General features: G+C 67.7%; 14 protein-coding genes and 1 tRNA gene. 8 read left to right on the forward strand and 7 right to left on the reverse strand.

The genetic code is table 11. The features are described 5' to 3' along the window. Positions 1-68: 68 nt before the first annotated feature. Entirely contained in the window at positions 69-503 is a 435-nt protein-coding gene (locus tag ACH34W_RS27420; RefSeq protein ID WP_395963969.1) for a hypothetical protein, read from the forward strand. A gap of 110 nt (positions 504-613) precedes the next feature. On the opposite strand, the gene ACH34W_RS27425 is transcribed toward ACH34W_RS27420, so the two are convergent. Further along, on the reverse strand, positions 614-976 hold the full coding sequence (locus ACH34W_RS27425) for a hypothetical protein (protein WP_395963970.1): 363 nt from the start codon (positions 974-976) through the stop codon (positions 614-616). A gap of 601 nt (positions 977-1,577) precedes the next feature. On the opposite strand from ACH34W_RS27425, the gene ACH34W_RS27430 reads away from it, so the two are divergent. After that, a tRNA-Leu gene (locus ACH34W_RS27430) sits at positions 1,578-1,654 on the forward strand. A 143-nt stretch (positions 1,655-1,797) separates the two neighbouring features. Here the strand turns inward: ACH34W_RS27430 and ACH34W_RS27435 are convergent. After that, positions 1,798-2,715 carry a ParB N-terminal domain-containing protein gene (locus ACH34W_RS27435; protein ID WP_395964249.1) on the reverse strand — a complete coding sequence of 306 codons (918 nt, stop codon included), beginning with the start codon at positions 2,713-2,715 and terminating at the stop codon, positions 1,798-1,800. A gap of 422 nt (positions 2,716-3,137) precedes the next feature. Here ACH34W_RS27435 and ACH34W_RS27440 point away from each other — a divergent pair, with 422 nt between their 5' ends. Next, the gene (locus tag ACH34W_RS27440; RefSeq protein WP_395963971.1) at positions 3,138-3,467 is read left to right on the forward strand and encodes a lipid asymmetry maintenance protein MlaB; all 330 of its coding nucleotides are present in this window, start codon (positions 3,138-3,140) and stop codon (positions 3,465-3,467) included. Further along, the gene (locus ACH34W_RS27445) at positions 3,464-4,408 is read left to right on the forward strand and encodes an anti-sigma factor RsbA family regulatory protein (protein WP_395963972.1); all 945 of its coding nucleotides are present in this window, start codon (positions 3,464-3,466) and stop codon (positions 4,406-4,408) included. Before ACH34W_RS27440 ends, ACH34W_RS27445 begins: the two co-directional genes overlap by 4 nt. Positions 4,409-4,416: 8 nt before the next feature. On the opposite strand, the gene ACH34W_RS27450 is transcribed toward ACH34W_RS27445, so the two are convergent. The 4 genes from ACH34W_RS27450 to ACH34W_RS27465 form a co-directional block, all read right to left on the reverse strand. Next, complete coding sequence (locus ACH34W_RS27450) at positions 4,417-5,511, reverse strand: epoxide hydrolase family protein (protein ID WP_395963973.1); 1,095 nt, start codon at positions 5,509-5,511, stop codon at positions 4,417-4,419. After that, positions 5,508-5,954: a hypothetical protein gene (locus ACH34W_RS27455; protein ID WP_395963974.1), complete on the reverse strand. Its 447-nt coding sequence runs from the start codon at positions 5,952-5,954 to the stop codon at positions 5,508-5,510. The genes ACH34W_RS27450 and ACH34W_RS27455 overlap by 4 nt, the downstream gene beginning before the upstream one ends. A gap of 171 nt (positions 5,955-6,125) precedes the next feature. Continuing rightward, positions 6,126-6,509: a 4-oxalocrotonate tautomerase family protein gene (locus tag ACH34W_RS27460; RefSeq protein WP_395963975.1), complete on the reverse strand. Its 384-nt coding sequence runs from the start codon at positions 6,507-6,509 to the stop codon at positions 6,126-6,128. 555 nt (positions 6,510-7,064) lie between these two features. After that, on the reverse strand, positions 7,065-7,766 hold the full coding sequence (locus tag ACH34W_RS27465; RefSeq protein ID WP_395963976.1) for a peptidylprolyl isomerase: 702 nt from the start codon (positions 7,764-7,766) through the stop codon (positions 7,065-7,067). A 69-nt stretch (positions 7,767-7,835) separates the two neighbouring features. Here ACH34W_RS27465 and ACH34W_RS27470 point away from each other — a divergent pair, with 69 nt between their 5' ends. From ACH34W_RS27470 to ACH34W_RS27485, 4 genes are all read left to right on the forward strand, one after another. Then, positions 7,836-8,876: an alpha/beta hydrolase gene (locus ACH34W_RS27470; protein WP_395963977.1), complete on the forward strand. Its 1,041-nt coding sequence runs from the start codon at positions 7,836-7,838 to the stop codon at positions 8,874-8,876. 516 nt (positions 8,877-9,392) lie between these two features. After that, complete coding sequence (locus ACH34W_RS27475) at positions 9,393-11,810, forward strand: M4 family metallopeptidase (protein WP_395963978.1); 2,418 nt, start codon at positions 9,393-9,395, stop codon at positions 11,808-11,810. Between the two features lie 120 nt (positions 11,811-11,930). Further along, positions 11,931-13,490 (forward strand): M28 family peptidase, encoded by a 1,560-nt coding sequence (locus tag ACH34W_RS27480; RefSeq protein ID WP_395963979.1) that lies wholly within the window; start codon positions 11,931-11,933, stop codon positions 13,488-13,490. A gap of 280 nt (positions 13,491-13,770) precedes the next feature. Then, positions 13,771-13,989, forward strand: coding sequence for a DUF2277 domain-containing protein (locus tag ACH34W_RS27485; protein WP_395963980.1), 219 nt, complete (start codon positions 13,771-13,773; stop codon positions 13,987-13,989). Positions 13,990-14,061: 72 nt separating this feature from the next. Here ACH34W_RS27485 and ACH34W_RS27490 read toward each other — a convergent pair whose 3' ends face one another. Further along, positions 14,062-15,093 carry an aspartate-semialdehyde dehydrogenase gene (locus ACH34W_RS27490; RefSeq protein ID WP_395963981.1) on the reverse strand — a complete coding sequence of 344 codons (1,032 nt, stop codon included), beginning with the start codon at positions 15,091-15,093 and terminating at the stop codon, positions 14,062-14,064. Between the last annotated feature and the right edge of the window lie 108 nt (positions 15,094-15,201).

A 15,201-nucleotide genomic window follows, 5' to 3' on the forward strand; every position in this document is an offset into this window, starting at 1 on the left:
GTCCTGGCGGCCGCGGTTCGCGTTGCCGGGGTTCGTCACCGCGTACGCCTCATCACCATATTGACGTCATGATCACTGCCCACTTAGACTTCCGGAGTTTTTATCCGTTTAACGTGAAAGTGGCTCACATGCTGAAGTCCTGGCTCACCCGTGCCGCCGTGGTCGGTGGCGTCACCGTCGCGACGATCGCCGGCTTCACCGGCACCGCGATGGCCGACGACAAGAAGATCACCGTGCCCGGCCGCGGCACGTTGACCTTCATCGATGACGGCGACGTCTTCAAGATCTGCGACACCAGGGCCGACGGTCGCGGCGTCTCGGGCGAAGTCTGGTACCAGCCGTGGATCGGTGATGAGAAAATCGTGCTCAGAATCAACGACGGCGGCGACTCGGGCTGCGACAAGGCTGGCCACAACGTCGGAAACGGCGGCACATACCAGATGCGGCTGTGCTGGGACGGCCCCGGCAGCGAATGCATCTGGAGCAACGAGTTCAACGAGTAGCGCGCTACGGGTGTAACGCGACCGTAGATTGTGGAGCCAGGCCGAGAAACCCGGGGTCCATCTCCTGCTGGGAGATGGACCCCGGTCGTGTTCCGTACGAGGAAGAGCGGTCAGCCGTTGCCGTTGTTGTACCGGAACAGGACCTCGAAGTCCTGGAAGCCCTGCCTGCCGCAGGTGACGTACTCTTTGATTCTCGTGGACTTGTTAAGGGTGCCGAAATTGTCATTGTAGAACGCGCCGTTGTTGCAGGCCAGCTGGACCGCGATGTATTCCTTCGGGATGGTCGTCCCCGAGCACTTGACGGTGAAGGACTGATTCCTTCCCACCGTCGACTCGGTGATGGTGCACCTGGCATTGCCCGATGGCGACGTGACTGTTCCGGCCGCGGCCGCACCGAACGCACTCCCTTGCGCCGCGCCGGTAATGGCGACGGCAAGTCCGGCGATGGTGAGGCACTTCCTGACGATGGTCACTGAATATCGTCCATTCTTCCGGGGAGCATTTTCAGCGACCTTATCGCCAAGATCATGTAGCGGATCTTACGATTCACTTACGCGGCGGGTCGAAGCTCGTCACCTGCGAATCACCTCCGGGATGTATCAGCGGCCGTGGTCGGCGGCTCTTACAGGTACACCGCCCGTCCAGCGGGACGATTCGCAGGGGAGAACGCTCATGCAGACGAACGACGTGCAGGTCACATCACCGACAAGCCCATACCCGTACAAGACGGCATGCCGAACGATCGCCGTGGACAAGTCCAGCCCCGGCAGCACGCGATGCACCTTTCGGCCCGGAGACGCCTACCTACTCCCACTATGTTCGTTAATGTCTGGTTCGGCGATGTGGGTCTCTTCTGGGCTCCGGATACTCCGGATCCGATGCGTCCGTAAGATGCCGCTCTGCCCTCTCTAGGCCACCGAGGGTGACGACAATGGCTCCTTGTAGATCCTCTCATGGGCAGGCATTGTCCAACAACGTCTCCCTAGCCATGTGACCTGCCCCTTTTCGGCCACCGATTGGCGCCCGAACGGCTATTCCAGACCGGTTCCCATTGGTTACCATTGACCTATCCAAGCCCCCTTAGCCCAATCGGCAGAGGCGGTCCCCTTAAAAGGGACTAGGTGTCGGTTCAAATCCGACGGGGGGTACCAATCATCGAGCCCGCCGCGGTGGTCGCGGCGGGCTCTCGATGGGTGGCTTGTGTCCAACTGAGGGGGTGGACACTTGGACATTCCGCTGGGCTTGGCGGGGGCTGGACTTGGCTGGGCTTGGCTGGGCTTGGCTGGGCTTGGCTTCAGCGTTGTAGCTTGTTGCGTTCGAGAAGTGCGGCGAACTCCAGCCATTTGCGTGCGGTGTCGCGCGCCAGGTGGGCGACTGATTCTCTGGAGTGTGAGGGGACGCTTTCGGCCAGCTTTTGCCAGTCCTCTGTCCGGAGGGTGTGGACGTTCAGGAGCCGTAAGAGATCGCGGCCGTTCTGGTTGAACCGCAGGGCGGGGTCGGCTCTCAGGCGCTCCAAGACCGTCGTGGGCGAGGGCACCAGCTTCCCGGTGCGGCGGGTCAATTGGGTGCCCCGCTTCGAGCGGTCGGGCAAAGGGTCTTCACTGCGCGACAGCCGTTTCTTCACGTCCCGGACTGTTTCCGGGGAAATTCCTGCTGCCCGGGCTACCTGGCGTAGCGAGAGGGCCGGGTCCTTGGTGATGAGCTCCTGAGCGAGCCGCCGGCCCTCGGTCACATCGGTCGAACGGACCCGGCCGTCCAATCCGATACGTGTGGTGGCGGGGGCGGTGGTCTTGCGGATCTCGGCGACCGTGCGGGCCGAGATGCCCGTGACCGAGGCGATCATGCGGTCGGACCACTGGGGATGTGAGGTGACCACGCGTTCGGCGGCATGCTTCCGGTCCGCCAGGGAGAGGGGAAGGCCGTGCGCGATGTTCGATCTCACGGCCAGGACGAACGCGTCCTCCTCGGGGCCGTCGAAGAATCTGACGGCGATCTTCTGATGTCCCTGGAGTTTCGCGGCAAGGAGGCGGTGCATTCCGTCCAGGACGCGCATGGTGGGGCGGTGCACGATGATCGGTGGAAGCTGCGCTTGGGAGGCGACCAGCGTTTCCACGTGCGCGAGATTCTCACCGTCGAGTCGCGGTGAACCGCCGGTCGACAGCGAGCTGATCTGAACTTCCTCTACTGCATGCGGATCGAGGTGACCTGGCACGTACAAGTCAACTCCACAGCATTTGAATCGCGCCTCTCATAGGCAGATGAGCACAGACTGCGGGGGTTTGTCAGGAGCGAGGCAATTAATTAATTGCACGTAAACGAGATTCGGGGAGCTCAGGGCCCAGGAGTCGGCAACCTTGATTGCCCGGCCTCTTTCACGTTATTCGATTCCTGTCGGGCATCACAGATCATCGACCGGATGCGGTCATTTCAGGTGGTTTGGGAACTTCGAATTTCGGGATCCGACCGGACGAGGTAATTGTTGCTCACGCGCTGAGCACTCCCGGTGATATTTTCCTGTCGAGCCCGCCGGTGCGGCGACGATCACACGTTTGACCACGGCGGACAGGGGCAAAGAAGAGCAGGATGTCGAGTTCGGAACGAAGGGCGGCCGACGGCACCGCCGACGGAACGCCCGTGCGGATCCCCCGCCGCGTGCGCCGTGCGGTCCTGACCTGCTCACCCACGCCAGGACGGGCGGGGCTGAGCATCGCGGGGGAAATCAGCCTGGTCACGCGCGACACCCTGGAATCGCATCTGACACCGTTGATCAGCCGTGGCACCGACGTTCATCTCGATCTCTCGAAGGTGGTCTTCAGCGATTCCGGTGGCGTCGCCGTCCTCGTCAACGCCGCGCAACGACTCCCCGCGGGCAAGCACATCCACCTGGAAAACCCACCCGAATCGATGCGACGCATCATGGACGTGCTGTACTCGCGCGTGCCCAAGATCAAGGTCCAGTCATGAGTGCAACTCTCGACGCCGCCGAACCCTTCGTCCATCCCGCGATGTTCTACCGAGGGACGGACGAGTACGTGGCCGGCACCGTGCCGTTCATCAAAGAGGGCCTCGAGGCGGGCCAGCCCGTCGCCGTGGCGGTGCCGGGCCCTCGCTTGGAGTTGCTGCGCGAGGAGCTGGGCGCGGCCGCCGGCGAGGTCAAGATGATCGACATGACGGTGGCGGGCCGCAATCCCGGCCGCATCATCCCCGGTGTCCTCCGTGCCTTCGCCGACTCGCACCGGGACGCCGGTCACGTACGGATCATCGGGGAGCCGATCTGGGCCGGCCGTTCGGCCATGGAGTACCCGGCGTGCGTCCAGCACGAGGCGCTGATCAACCTTGCCTTCACCGGCCGGCCGGTCACGATCCTGTGCCCGTACGACGCGATCGAGCTCGGCCCGCGCGTGCTCGACGACGCCACGCTGACGCACCCGACCGTCATCGACAACGCCAAGACCACCGTCAGCGCGGCGTACGACCCGGGCACGGTGCTCCAGACCTACAACCGGCCGCTCCCCCGGCCCGGACCGAACGCCCGGCATCACGTGATCCTGGACTTCGACGTCGACAACCTCGTCCAGGCGCGCGAGGTCGCCGCCGAGATCGCCACCCGCGCCGGTCTGGCGGCCGCGGCCGTCGGTGATCTGGAGATCGCCGTCAACGAGCTGGCCGCCAACTCGGTCCGGCACGGCGGTGGCCGCGGCACGCTGCAGATCTGGGCCGACAGCGCCCTGGTCTGCCAGATCAGCGACGCGGGACATCTCACCGACCCGCTGGCCGGCCGCAAGCCCGTGGGGCTCAGCGGCAAGGGCGGACGCGGCCTCCTCATGGTCAACTACATCGCCGACCTGCTGCGCGTCCACACGGGCCCGGACGGCACCACCATCCAGGCCCACTTCTCACTCTGACCGCAGGGTCATCCAAGCCCCTTGAAGAACTCCCGCACGTCTCCGGCGAAGTGGCCGGGGACCTCCATGGCGGCGAAATGGCCTCCCTCGCCGAACTCACTCCAGTGCACGATGTTGAGGCCGTAGGCCTGCTCGGCGAACGAACGAATCGACCGGGTGATGTCGTGTGCGAAGACTGCGACTCCGACCGGCACAGGGCAGGGCAACGATCTACCGAGGCCGCTCTCCCTGGTCAGGCGGGCCGATGAGCCCGCAGTGCCCGTCAGCCAATACAGCGCGACGTTCGTGAGAATGCGGTCGAGCGCGATCGTCGAGGCCGGGTCCGTCCACTCGTCGAATCGCTCGACGATCCAAGAGAGTTGCGCAACCGGTGAATCGGTCAGGGCGTACGAGATGGTCTGCGGCCTCGTCGCCTGGAGCACCTGGTAGCCGGGACGCTGGGCGACGAGCTGCTTGATCTTGTCGAGGCGTGCCTTGTCGTCGTCGGACAGCCCGTCCTCGGCACCTGGCACGGGTGGCGGAGGGGTGGGCAGGTAGTTGAGGTGCACGCCGACCACATGGTCCGGAGCGACGGCGCCCAGCGCGCGGGCGATGCCCGAACCCCAGTCGCCGCCCTGCGCGCCGTACCGGTCGTACCCGAGCCGTTCCATCAGCTCGGCGAAGGCGCGGGCGACCCGATCGACATCCCAGCCGCGGTCGCGTGTGGGCCCAGAGAAGCCGAAGCCAGGGATGGACGGGATCACCAGGTGGAAGTCCTGTGACAGCGGCTCGATCACGTCGAGGAACTCAAGGTAGGAGCCCGGCCAGCCGTGGACGAGAATGAGCGCCAAGGCGTCAGGCCGGGTCGAACGAACGTGCACGAAGTGGATCGTCTGCTCGTCGATCTCGGTCGTGAACTGCGGAAGCTCGTTCAGCTCGGCCTCGTGGGCACGCCAGTCGTAGCCGGAACGCCAGTACTCGGCGAGCTCTTTGACGCGCGCGAGAGGGATGCCGTAGTCCCGGCCCGCGTCGGGCAGTTCGTCGGGCCAGCGAGTCCGGACGAGCCGATCGGCAAGGTCGTCGAGGTCGGCCTGCGGAACGTCGATACGGAACGGCTTGATCATGGTCTTGCTCCTTCGCTCAGTGCCGGGCAATCGGCCAGCGCGGCGTTGACGCGGGCGGTGACGGTCGTCAGAACACGGCCGGCGGTGGCCAGGTCCGCCGTCGAGACCTCGCCGTAGACGTCGGAGAGGATTTCGCCGATGGCGGCGCTGACCCGGTCGTGCAGCGCCCGCCCCTCCGGGGTGAGGGCGAGTTCGTCGTCCGCCGCCAGCAGTCCGGCGCCGGTGAGGGCGGCGATCGTCGTGGCGCTGTCGACCTTCAGGGCATCGGAGATCCGGGCGGCGATCTCGTCACGGGCCGCGGGGCCGCTGACCGCGGTGACCTTGATGGTGACCCATTCGGCGTAGCCGATCGCAGCATCCATGCGCGTCAGGATGTGGTCCAGCAGTGCCCGGTGCGCGTTCTCCGCCTGGCCGAGAATCTGCGGGTTGAGCGTGACGGACATGTCCCCCCTCGTGCATTCGTTGGCGAATCCAACGTTGGCTATACCAACATTAGCAGTACGTTGGTGTCGCCAACAACACCTCTTCGCCGAACGCACGAAAGCGCAGGCCAGAGACAGCCTGCGCTTTCAACCCGGACAGCCTCGGCATGCAGCCGCGGCCATCGGGCCCCGCTACACGACCTCGCCGCCCACACCGGAACGACCCGGCGGCACCCCGACCAATGTCACGCTGACACCCGCCCGCGAACCTTCGCCGAAGACCTCGGCGACCGCGTTCGTGATCGACACGATCAGGCGCGCCGGGGCGTCGGGGATCCGCGATCCGTCCAGCGCCCCCTCGCGCATGTTCAGCGTGACGACGTGCGGATCGTCGGCGGGCATCGCGCCGCCCACGCCCCAACGCTGTCGGGGTACGCCGAACAACTCCACGACCACGAGTTCACGCGCCCATTCGCCAACGACCTCGACCACGGCGTCGGTCAGCGCCCGGATGAGCAACCCCTCGACCTTGCCGTCCAAGGCCTCCTCGACCAGTCGCACGTTGAAGTGCGGCATCACAGCCCTCCTTTCATTAGCTTTGCAATCAAAATAGCTTTGACTATAAAGCTATACGGCAAGCCGAGACCCGTCAAACCCTCGTATAGCGGGCCCAGGCGCGGGTGCGGGCGCAAGAACGGGCGGGTGCGGGCGCAGGAACGGGCGGGTGCAGGAACGGGCGGGTGCAGGAACGGGCGGGTGCGGGAATGGGCGTGGTGCAGTCGCGGGCGCGGGCACTGGCGGAGGCGCGGGCACAGAGCGGACGCGGACACGGAGACGGACGCAGGCGCTGGCGCAGACGCGGGTGCGGATGCGGGCGCAGGCGTGGACACGAACGCGGCCAGAAGCGCGCGGGCGGACACGAACGCGGCCAGAGACGCGGGGGTGGGGCGTCTGACGCGGGCGCGGACAGAGACGCGAGGGTGCAGACGCGGGCGCGGGCCCGGAGGCGGGTGCAGGGGCGTGGGCGGGCAGTGGGCGTCGGCGTGGACGCGGGGTGGGGGGTGGGAGGGTTTCGAGTTCGGGTTTGGCTCCCGCGCCCAGGGTGGGGTCTGGGCGGCGGGAGCCTAGGGGTCAGTGGCGGACGAGGACTCGGTGGATCTTGACGGGGTGCTTGGGCTGGCCGTCCTGGGGGTTGGTCGGGCCGGGGATGATCCCGCCTGCGACGATCTTGTCGAGCACGTGCATGCCCTTGGTGACCCGGCCGAACACGGTGTACGCGGGCGGGATGTTGGCGTGCGAGTGCACCATGAAGAACTGGCTGCTGTTGGTGTCGGGGCCCCAGTTGCCCATGGCCACGGTGCCGCGCGGGTAGGTCTCCTTGCCGGTGAGCTCGTCGTCGAACTTGTAGCCCGGCCCGCCCTCCTCTGCGCGGTAGATGTCACCGCACTGCAGCACGCCCAGACGCGCGGAGTTCGTCAGCCGCCAGCACTGCGTCCGGTTGAAGAACCGCTGCCGTGCGAGGCTGATGAAGTTGTGCACCGTGCAGGGCGTCGCCCGCCGGTCCATCCTGATCTTGATGTCGCCGAAGTTCGTCTTGAGCGTCACCTCGGCGGTGCCCCGCTTCTTCGCCCACGGCCGGGGCGGCCGGACGGGCTTGGCGGCGGGGTTCTCCGGCGTCGGGGTGAACTCACATCGCACCTTGCCGTGATGCCATGGCTTGCCGGGCTTCGCCTTGCCGGGCTTGGCGGTCGGGGTGGCCGCGTTGGCAACGCCCGAGGGCAACGTGGCGGCGAGGGCGATGGCTAGGGCGGGGACCATCCAGCGCGTTCTCATGTCGCCTCAACCTAGTGATCGTCTACGTCTGGCGATACTGGCAAATACCGACGAAACAAAGGAGAACGCATGCTGCCGTGGTCCACCGAGTTCGCCGGACGCCTCGACGAACACGTGTTCAGCAGTGACCTGTTGCGCGACAACCCGCTGGGCGACCCGCACGAGCGGCCGCTCTTGGTGTACGTGCCGCCGGGGTATGACGACGAGCCGGAACGCCGCTATCCGACGGTGTACGTGATCCAGGGTTTCACCGGCCACGTGGGGATGTGGCGCAACCGCATGCCCTTCCGGCAGCCGTTCCCTGAGCTCGCGGACGGCGTGTTCGCGCGCGGTGAGGCGCCGCCCGCGATCGTGGTGTACGTCGACGCGTGGACTTCGTACGGCGGCAGCCAGTTCCTGGACTCCCCCGGCACCGGCCGCTACCACTCGTACATCTGCGACGAGATCGTGCCGTGGATGGACGCGCAGTACCGCACCCTCGCCGACCGCGACCACCGCGCGATCAGCGGCAAGTCCAGCGGCGGCTACGGCGCGATGGTCACGCCGATGCTGCGGCCCGACCTGTTCGGCGCGCTGGCGACGCACGCGGGCGACGCCCTGTTCGAGTACTGCTACATGAGCGAATTCGGCGACGTCGTGCGCCACCTGCGCGCGTACGAGGGCGACATCATGAACTGGTGGAACGACTTCAATTCGCGGGTGTCGTTCACCAAGAAGGAGGACGGAAAGCTGCTCGAACTCCTCGGCTACACCGCCTCCTACACGGCCCGCGAGGACGGGTCCCTGGAATTGCCGTTCGACACGGTCACGGGGGTGCTCCGGCCGGAGGTCTGGCAGCGCTGGCTCGACCTCGACCCGGTCCGGATGGTGCCGCGGCACGCCGACGCGATGCTCTCCCAGCGCGCGATCTGGATCGACGGCGGCACCCGCGACGAGTGGTACCTCGACGTGGCGGCACAGGCGTTCCGGCAGGCGCTGCTGGACGCCGGGGTCAAGGAGGACGTGATCCACTTCGAGCTGTTCGACGCGGCGCACGGCGGCATCGACTACCGCTATCCCCTGGCCCTCGCCTGGCTCTGCCGTCGGATCGCACCCGGCGAGGCGTCATGAGCCACTGACGGATCGTCCTGACAACCCGGCGGAACGATCTCGCCGTTCACAAAGAACGCTCAGCGACCGCGCCACCACGGCCCCCCAGCCGTGGTGGCGCGGTCGTTCTTGCTGGTCAGAACACGCCTCCAGGATATTCAGAGAATTTTTCACAAAAGTTGAAAATCCAGTCTGACTTGGATGCGTTGACGCGAAGCGGCCCACAGGATGCACTTCTCGACAGCTCATCCGGATGAACCGCTCGTTATCCCCCTATTCCCTTCATCCCCCTATTCCCTTCATCCCCCTATCCCCTTTCCCCCTGTGTGGTGCGGGTTCCGATCCCCGCGCCGAGCACCCGCTCCCCGTCACGGGTGCTCGCGGATGCGGCCGTCCCCCGCTTGGCCGCATCCGCGCTACACACCCCCGCGGGAATCTCCTCCAGCCCCTGCCGGGCGGTCGTCAACAGTCTCGTGGAGCACTCCCACAAGGACCTCCCGAGGGCCGCGCCTGCCCGGCCCGTAAAAGGAGCACCCTGTGAGACGTTTGACCGCGCTCTGGCCGGCGGCCATCACCGCCGCTGGTCTCGCCGTGGCGATGTCCGCGCCCGTCCACGCTTCACCTGGCACGGCCCCCACCCTCGCCCTCACGGCCAAGCCCGACCCCAAGCAGGTCGCCGCGGCCTCCGCCGACCGGATCGTCGTCGCCAAACCGACGGCCTTCCGCAAGGCCCCGAAGGACAGGATCGTCCGCAAGTCCGTCGTCTCGGGCCTCAACGGCCTGCAGTACGTCGCGTACGAGCGCACCTACAACGGGCTGCCGGTGTACGGCGGCGACTTCGTGGTGACGACCAACTCCACCGGCGCCGTGCTGAGCACCTCGGTCGCCCAGCGCCAGAAGCTCAACGTCGGCACCAAGGCCACGGTGTCGGCCGCGCGGGCCGCCAAGACCTCGCGCGCCCAGATCACGAAGGTGACCTCGGCGAGCACGCCACGGCTCACCGTGATCGCCGAAGGCTCCGGCCGCCTGGCGTACGAGACGGTCGTCGAAGGCCTCCAGAAGAAGGCGCCGACCAAGCTGCACGTCTTCGTGGACGCGAAGACCGGCAAGGTGGCCCAGACCTGGGACGAGGTGGCGGACGTCGCCGACGACGTGAGCAACTACCACGGCACCGTCGACGTCAGCACCGCGGCCACGGAGATGTCGGACCCGACCCGTTCCGGCATCCGCTGCGGCGGCCAGAACGGCGCCACGTTCACCGGTCCCGACAGCGCGTGGGGCAACGGAAGCGGCACCGACCTGGAGACCGCCTGCGTTGACGCCCTCTACGCCGTGCAGAAGGAATGGGACATGCTGAGCGCCTGGCTGGGGCGCAACGGCATCAACGGCACCGGCGGCGGCTTCCCCGCGCGCGTCGGGCTCAACCAGGCGAACGCGTTCTGGAACGGCAGCTACACCAGCTTCGGCCGCAACCAGGCCGGCACCAAGCAGGTCACCCCGACCGACGTCGTCGCGCACGAGTTCGGTCACGCCATCTTCCAGACCACCCCTGGCGGCTCCAGCGGCGGTAACGGGAACGAGAAGGGCGGCATCAACGAGTCGGCCGGCGACATCTTCGGCGCGCTGACCGAGTTCTACATGAACGAGCCCGCCAGCCTCGACCCGCCGGACTACCTGGTCGGCGAGGAGGTCGACCTGGTCGGCAGCGGCGAGATCCGCAACATGTACGACCCGTCCGCCGAGGGCGACCCCAACTGCTACTCCTCCTCGATCCCGAGCACCGAGGTGCACGCGGCCGCCGGTCCGCAGAACCACTGGTTCTACCTCCTGGCCGAGGGCTCGAACCCGGGCGGCGGCAAGCCGAACAGCCCGACCTGCAACGGCTCGACCGTCACCGGCATCGGCGTGCAGAAGGCCGGCGCCATCTTCATGGGCGGCCTGAACCGCAAGGTCACGGCATGGAGCCACGCGCGGGCACGGGTCGAGACGATCAACGCCGCGCTGCAGCTCTACCCGGGTTCCGCGACCGAGTGCAACGCGGTCAAGGCGGCGTGGGCAGCGGTCAGCGTCCCCGCGCAGTCCGGCGAGGCCGCGTGCGGTACGCAGCAGAACGACTTCTCGATCTCGCTGAATCCCACTTCCGGCAGCGCGCAGGCCGGTGGCTCGGCGACCGCGACGGTCAGCACGACCACGACCGCGGGCAGCGGCCAGACCGTGGCGCTGTCGGGCACGAGCAGCCCGGGCGGCCCGGCCGTCTCGTTCTCGCCCGCCTCGGTGACCTCGGGGCAGTCGTCCACGATGACGGTCACCGTGCCCGCCGGCACCGCGAACGGCACGTACACGATCACGGTCCTCGGTGACGGCGCGAGCGCCGACCGTACGGCCACGTACACGCTCACCGTCGGCACGGGCGGACCGGCCACGGTCTACTCGGACGACTTCGAGAGCAGCTCCGGCTGGGCGGCCAACCCGTCCAGCTCGGACACCGCCACCGCCGGCCAGTGGGCGCGCGGCGCCGCGCAGGCCACGACCTACTCGGGCACGAACCTGCAGCTCGCCCCCGCCGGTGGCAGCAACTCCCTGGCCACCGGTCTCCAGGCCGGAACGGCCGCGGGCACCAACGACCTCGACGGCGGCGCCTCCAGCATCCAATCAGGGGCGATCACGCTGCCGACGGGGACGCTGAGCCTGTCGTTCTCGTGGTACCTGGGACACCTCAACAACGCCTCCAGCGCCGACTACGTACGCGTACGGATCGTCGGCTCCAGCGGCTCGACCACCGTCCTCAACACCACGGGCGCGGCATCCAACCGTGCCGCCACGTGGGCGACCGCGACGGCCGACATCTCCGCGTACGCGGGCCAGACCGTCCGCATCCTCGTCGACGCCGCTGACGCCAGCGGTGCAAGCCTCGTCGAGGCGGGTATCGACAACGTGAAGATCACCAAGTCCTGATCGCCCCATGACCGCCGGCTCGTGGCGGGTCGTACGCCCATGGCCCCCCTTCCAGGCGCACCACCTCCCCAGGTGGCTCCGCCACGAGCCGGCACCCTCTCGGACCTCTCGGAGGAACGCATGAGATCGCGCGTACTAGCGACTGCGGGGGCGGTCACGCTGACCCTCGCCACCCTCTTCAGCGGCGGCGCCGCAGCGACCACGTCCGCACCGTCCACTTCGTCCGCTCAGTCGGCGCAAGCCGCATCCGCCAAGGCGGCGGCCGCGCCGGACATCCCGCTCGCGAACGTCAAGGCCCACCTGACCCAGTTCCAGACGATCGCGACCAACAACGGCGGCAACCGAGCCCACGGGCGGCCTGGCTACCGGGCGTCGCTCGACTACGTGAAGGCCAAGCTGGACGCGGCCGGCTACACGACCACCATCCAGTCGTTCACCTCCAGCGGCGCCACCGGCTACAACCTCATCGCCGACTGGCCCGGTGGCGACCCCAACCAGGTGCTGATGTCCGGTTCCCACTTGGACAGCGTGAGCGCCGGCCCTGGCATCAACGACAACGGCTCCGGCTCGGCCGCCGTTCTCGAAGTCGCCCTCGCGGTGGCCCGGGAGAACTTCCAGCCCACCAAGCACCTGCGGTTCGGCTGGTGGGGCGCCGAGGAGCTGGGCCTCATCGGGTCCAACTACTACACCAACAACCTGGGCGCCACGGAGCGCGCGAAGATCAAGGGCTATGTGAACTACGACATGGTCGGGTCGCCCAACCCGGGCTACTTCGCCTACGACGGCGACGGGTCGAGCGGCAGCGGCGGCCCGGCCGGCTCCGCCGAGATCGAGAACACGCTCCGCGCGTACTTCACCTCGATCAACGTGCCGGTACGGGACACCGCGTTCGATGGTCGTTCCGACTACGGCGGCTTCATCCGCTACGGGATCGCGGCCGGCGGCATGTTCACCGGAGCCGAAGGGATCAAGAGCTCGGCGCAGGCCCAGCTGTGGGGCGGCACCGCCGGGCAGGCGTTCGACCGCTGCTACCACCGGTCCTGCGACACCAGCGCGAACATCAACGACACCGCCCTCGACCGCCACGGCGACGCGCTCGCGTACGCGGTGTGGAACCTCGCCGGAACGGGCCAGCCGCCCGGCGAGACCGTCTACACCGATGATCTGGAGACCGACAAGGCCTGGACCGCCAACCCCTCCAGCTCCGACACCGCGACCGCCGGCCGGTTCGAGCGCGGTGCCGCGCAGGCCACCAGCAGCTCCGGCACCAGCCTCCAGTTGGCCGCCGCGGGCGGCAGCAACAGCCTCGTCACCGGCGCCTCAGCCGGTACGGCCGCGGGCACCAACGACCTGGACGGCGGCGCCTCCAGCGTCCAGTCGGGAGCGATCACGCTGCCAACCGGAACACTGAACCTCTCGTTCTCCTGGTACCTGGGACACCTCAACAACGCCTCCAGCGCCGACTACGTACGCGTACGAGTCGTCGGCTCCAGCGGCTCAAGCACCGTGCTCAACACCACGGGCGCGGCGTCCAACCGTTCCGCCTCCTGGCAAACGGCCACCGCCGATATCTCCGCCTACGCAGGCCAGACCGTCCGCATCCTCGTCGACGCCGCCGACGCCAGCGGCGCCAGCCTCGTCGAGGCAGGCATCGACAACATCAAGATCACCAAGTCCTGACGGTCATCGAGCCGAGGACGGCCCGTCTCCCGCGCTGCGCCGGGGACGGGCCGTTCTAGTGGTCATCGCTGGGGACGGGCCGTTCTCGAGAAGCGTCCGGTGCAAGCACAGGCGCGACGTGCGTCAGTGGGACCAGACGGCGCTGACGTCGCGGCGGCCGGTCGCACCGTCGTAGGAGATGTTCGCCCAGATCCGGGCTTTGTCCAGGGATCGTGGACATCTGGATAATTGGACGTCGCCGAACACGCAGATGGATCACCCAGGGGGGACAATGGGTGGCATGTGCCGCAGCATCAAGACGCTTCGCCCGCCGTTCACCGAGGACGTCACCGAGGAGGACATGCGGGCCGCCGCGCTCCAGTACGTCCGCAAGATCTCGGGCTTCCGCGCCCCGGCCGCCCACAACGCCGAGGCGTTCGAACGCGCCGTTCAGGAGATCGCGGAAAGCACCGCCCGCCTCCTGGACACCCTCCAGGTAAGAGGCAGCCGCTCCGCCTGACCGCCCGGCGGGCAGCGCCAGCCGCCAGGTCTCGATGCCGCCGGACGTAACCGGGCGGCGCTCAGCTGGGGATCAGGCGGTGGCGAGTTCGGCGGCGATCAGCTCGGCGATCTGGACGGCGTTGAGGGCCGCGCCCTTGCGCAGGTTGTCGCCGGAGCAGAAGAGCGCCAGGCCGTTATCCACCGTCTCGTCGCGCCGGATGCGGCCCACGAAGGTGGGGTCCTGGCCGGCGGCCTGGAGCGGCGTCGGGATGTCCGACAGGACCACCCCGGGGGCGGTGGAGAGCAGTTCGGTCGCCCGCTCGGGGCTGATCGGCTGGCTGAAGCGCGCGTTGATCTGGAGCGAGTGGCCGCTGAAGACCGGCACGCGGACGCAGGTCCCCGACACCTTGAGGCCGGGAACACCGAGGATCTTGCGGCTCTCGTTGCGGAGCTTCTGCTCCTCATCCGTCTCGTTCAGCCCGTCGTCCACGATCGAGCCCGCCATCGGCAGGACGTTGAACGCGATCGGGCGTACGTACACCTGCGGGTCCGGGAAGTCGACCGCGGCGCCGTCGTGGGTGAGCCGGTCGGCGCCCTCCACGACCTTGCGGGTCTGCTCGTGCAGCTCGGCGACACCGCTCAGGCCGCTGCCGGAGACCGCCTGGTACGAGGCGATGACGAGCGCCTCAAGCCCGGCCTCCTCGTGCAGCGGGCGCAACACCGGCATGGCCGCCATGGTGGTGCAGTTGGGGTTGGCGATGATCCCCTTGGGCCGTACGGCCGCCGCGTGCGGGTTGACCTCCGAGACGACCAGCGGCACGTCGGGGTCCATCCGCCACCCGGACGAGTTGTCGATCACCACGGCACCGGCTGCGGCCACCTTGGGCGCCAGTGCCTTGGAGCTGGTCTTGCCGGCGGAGAAGAGCACGATGTCGAGGCCGGCGTAGTCGGCGGTCGCCGCCTCCTCGACCGTCACCTCGCCGCCCTGCCACGGGATGGTCTTTCCGGCCGAACGTGCGGAGGCGAAAAGCCGCAGCTCGTCCGCCGGGAAGTTGCGCTCGGCCAGAATCCTGAGCATGACGCCACCCACCTGGCCGGTGGCCCCGACGATCCCGATTCTCATGCCGCTCCCTCACTGATTCGCGTGACCTGCGGCAACGAGTCTGCCCAGGCCCGCGCCGGGCGTCCAATCAATACTCCTACGGAGGATACTTAAGGAACGCTTCAGCGT

The organism is Actinomadura sp. 6N118 (genome assembly GCF_044326415.1).
Lineage (GTDB): Bacteria > Actinomycetota > Actinomycetes > Streptosporangiales > Streptosporangiaceae > Spirillospora.

Coding starts and splice junctions, on each gene's coding strand:
- ACH34W_RS27420 (WP_395963969.1), top strand. CDS start 69: ATGATCACTGCCCACTTAGACTTCCGGAGTTTTTATCCGTTTAACGTG.
- ACH34W_RS27445 (WP_395963972.1), top strand. CDS start 3,464: ATGAGTGCAACTCTCGACGCCGCCGAACCCTTCGTCCATCCCGCGATG.
- ACH34W_RS27450 (WP_395963973.1), bottom strand. CDS start 5,511: ATGATCAAGCCGTTCCGTATCGACGTTCCGCAGGCCGACCTCGACGAC.
- ACH34W_RS27455 (WP_395963974.1), bottom strand. CDS start 5,954: ATGTCCGTCACGCTCAACCCGCAGATTCTCGGCCAGGCGGAGAACGCG.
- ACH34W_RS27460 (WP_395963975.1), bottom strand. CDS start 6,509: ATGCCGCACTTCAACGTGCGACTGGTCGAGGAGGCCTTGGACGGCAAG.
- ACH34W_RS27465 (WP_395963976.1), bottom strand. CDS start 7,766: ATGAGAACGCGCTGGATGGTCCCCGCCCTAGCCATCGCCCTCGCCGCC.
- ACH34W_RS27470 (WP_395963977.1), top strand. CDS start 7,836: ATGCTGCCGTGGTCCACCGAGTTCGCCGGACGCCTCGACGAACACGTG.
- ACH34W_RS27480 (WP_395963979.1), top strand. CDS start 11,931: ATGAGATCGCGCGTACTAGCGACTGCGGGGGCGGTCACGCTGACCCTC.
- ACH34W_RS27485 (WP_395963980.1), top strand. CDS start 13,771: ATGTGCCGCAGCATCAAGACGCTTCGCCCGCCGTTCACCGAGGACGTC.
- ACH34W_RS27490 (WP_395963981.1), bottom strand. CDS start 15,093: ATGAGAATCGGGATCGTCGGGGCCACCGGCCAGGTGGGTGGCGTCATG.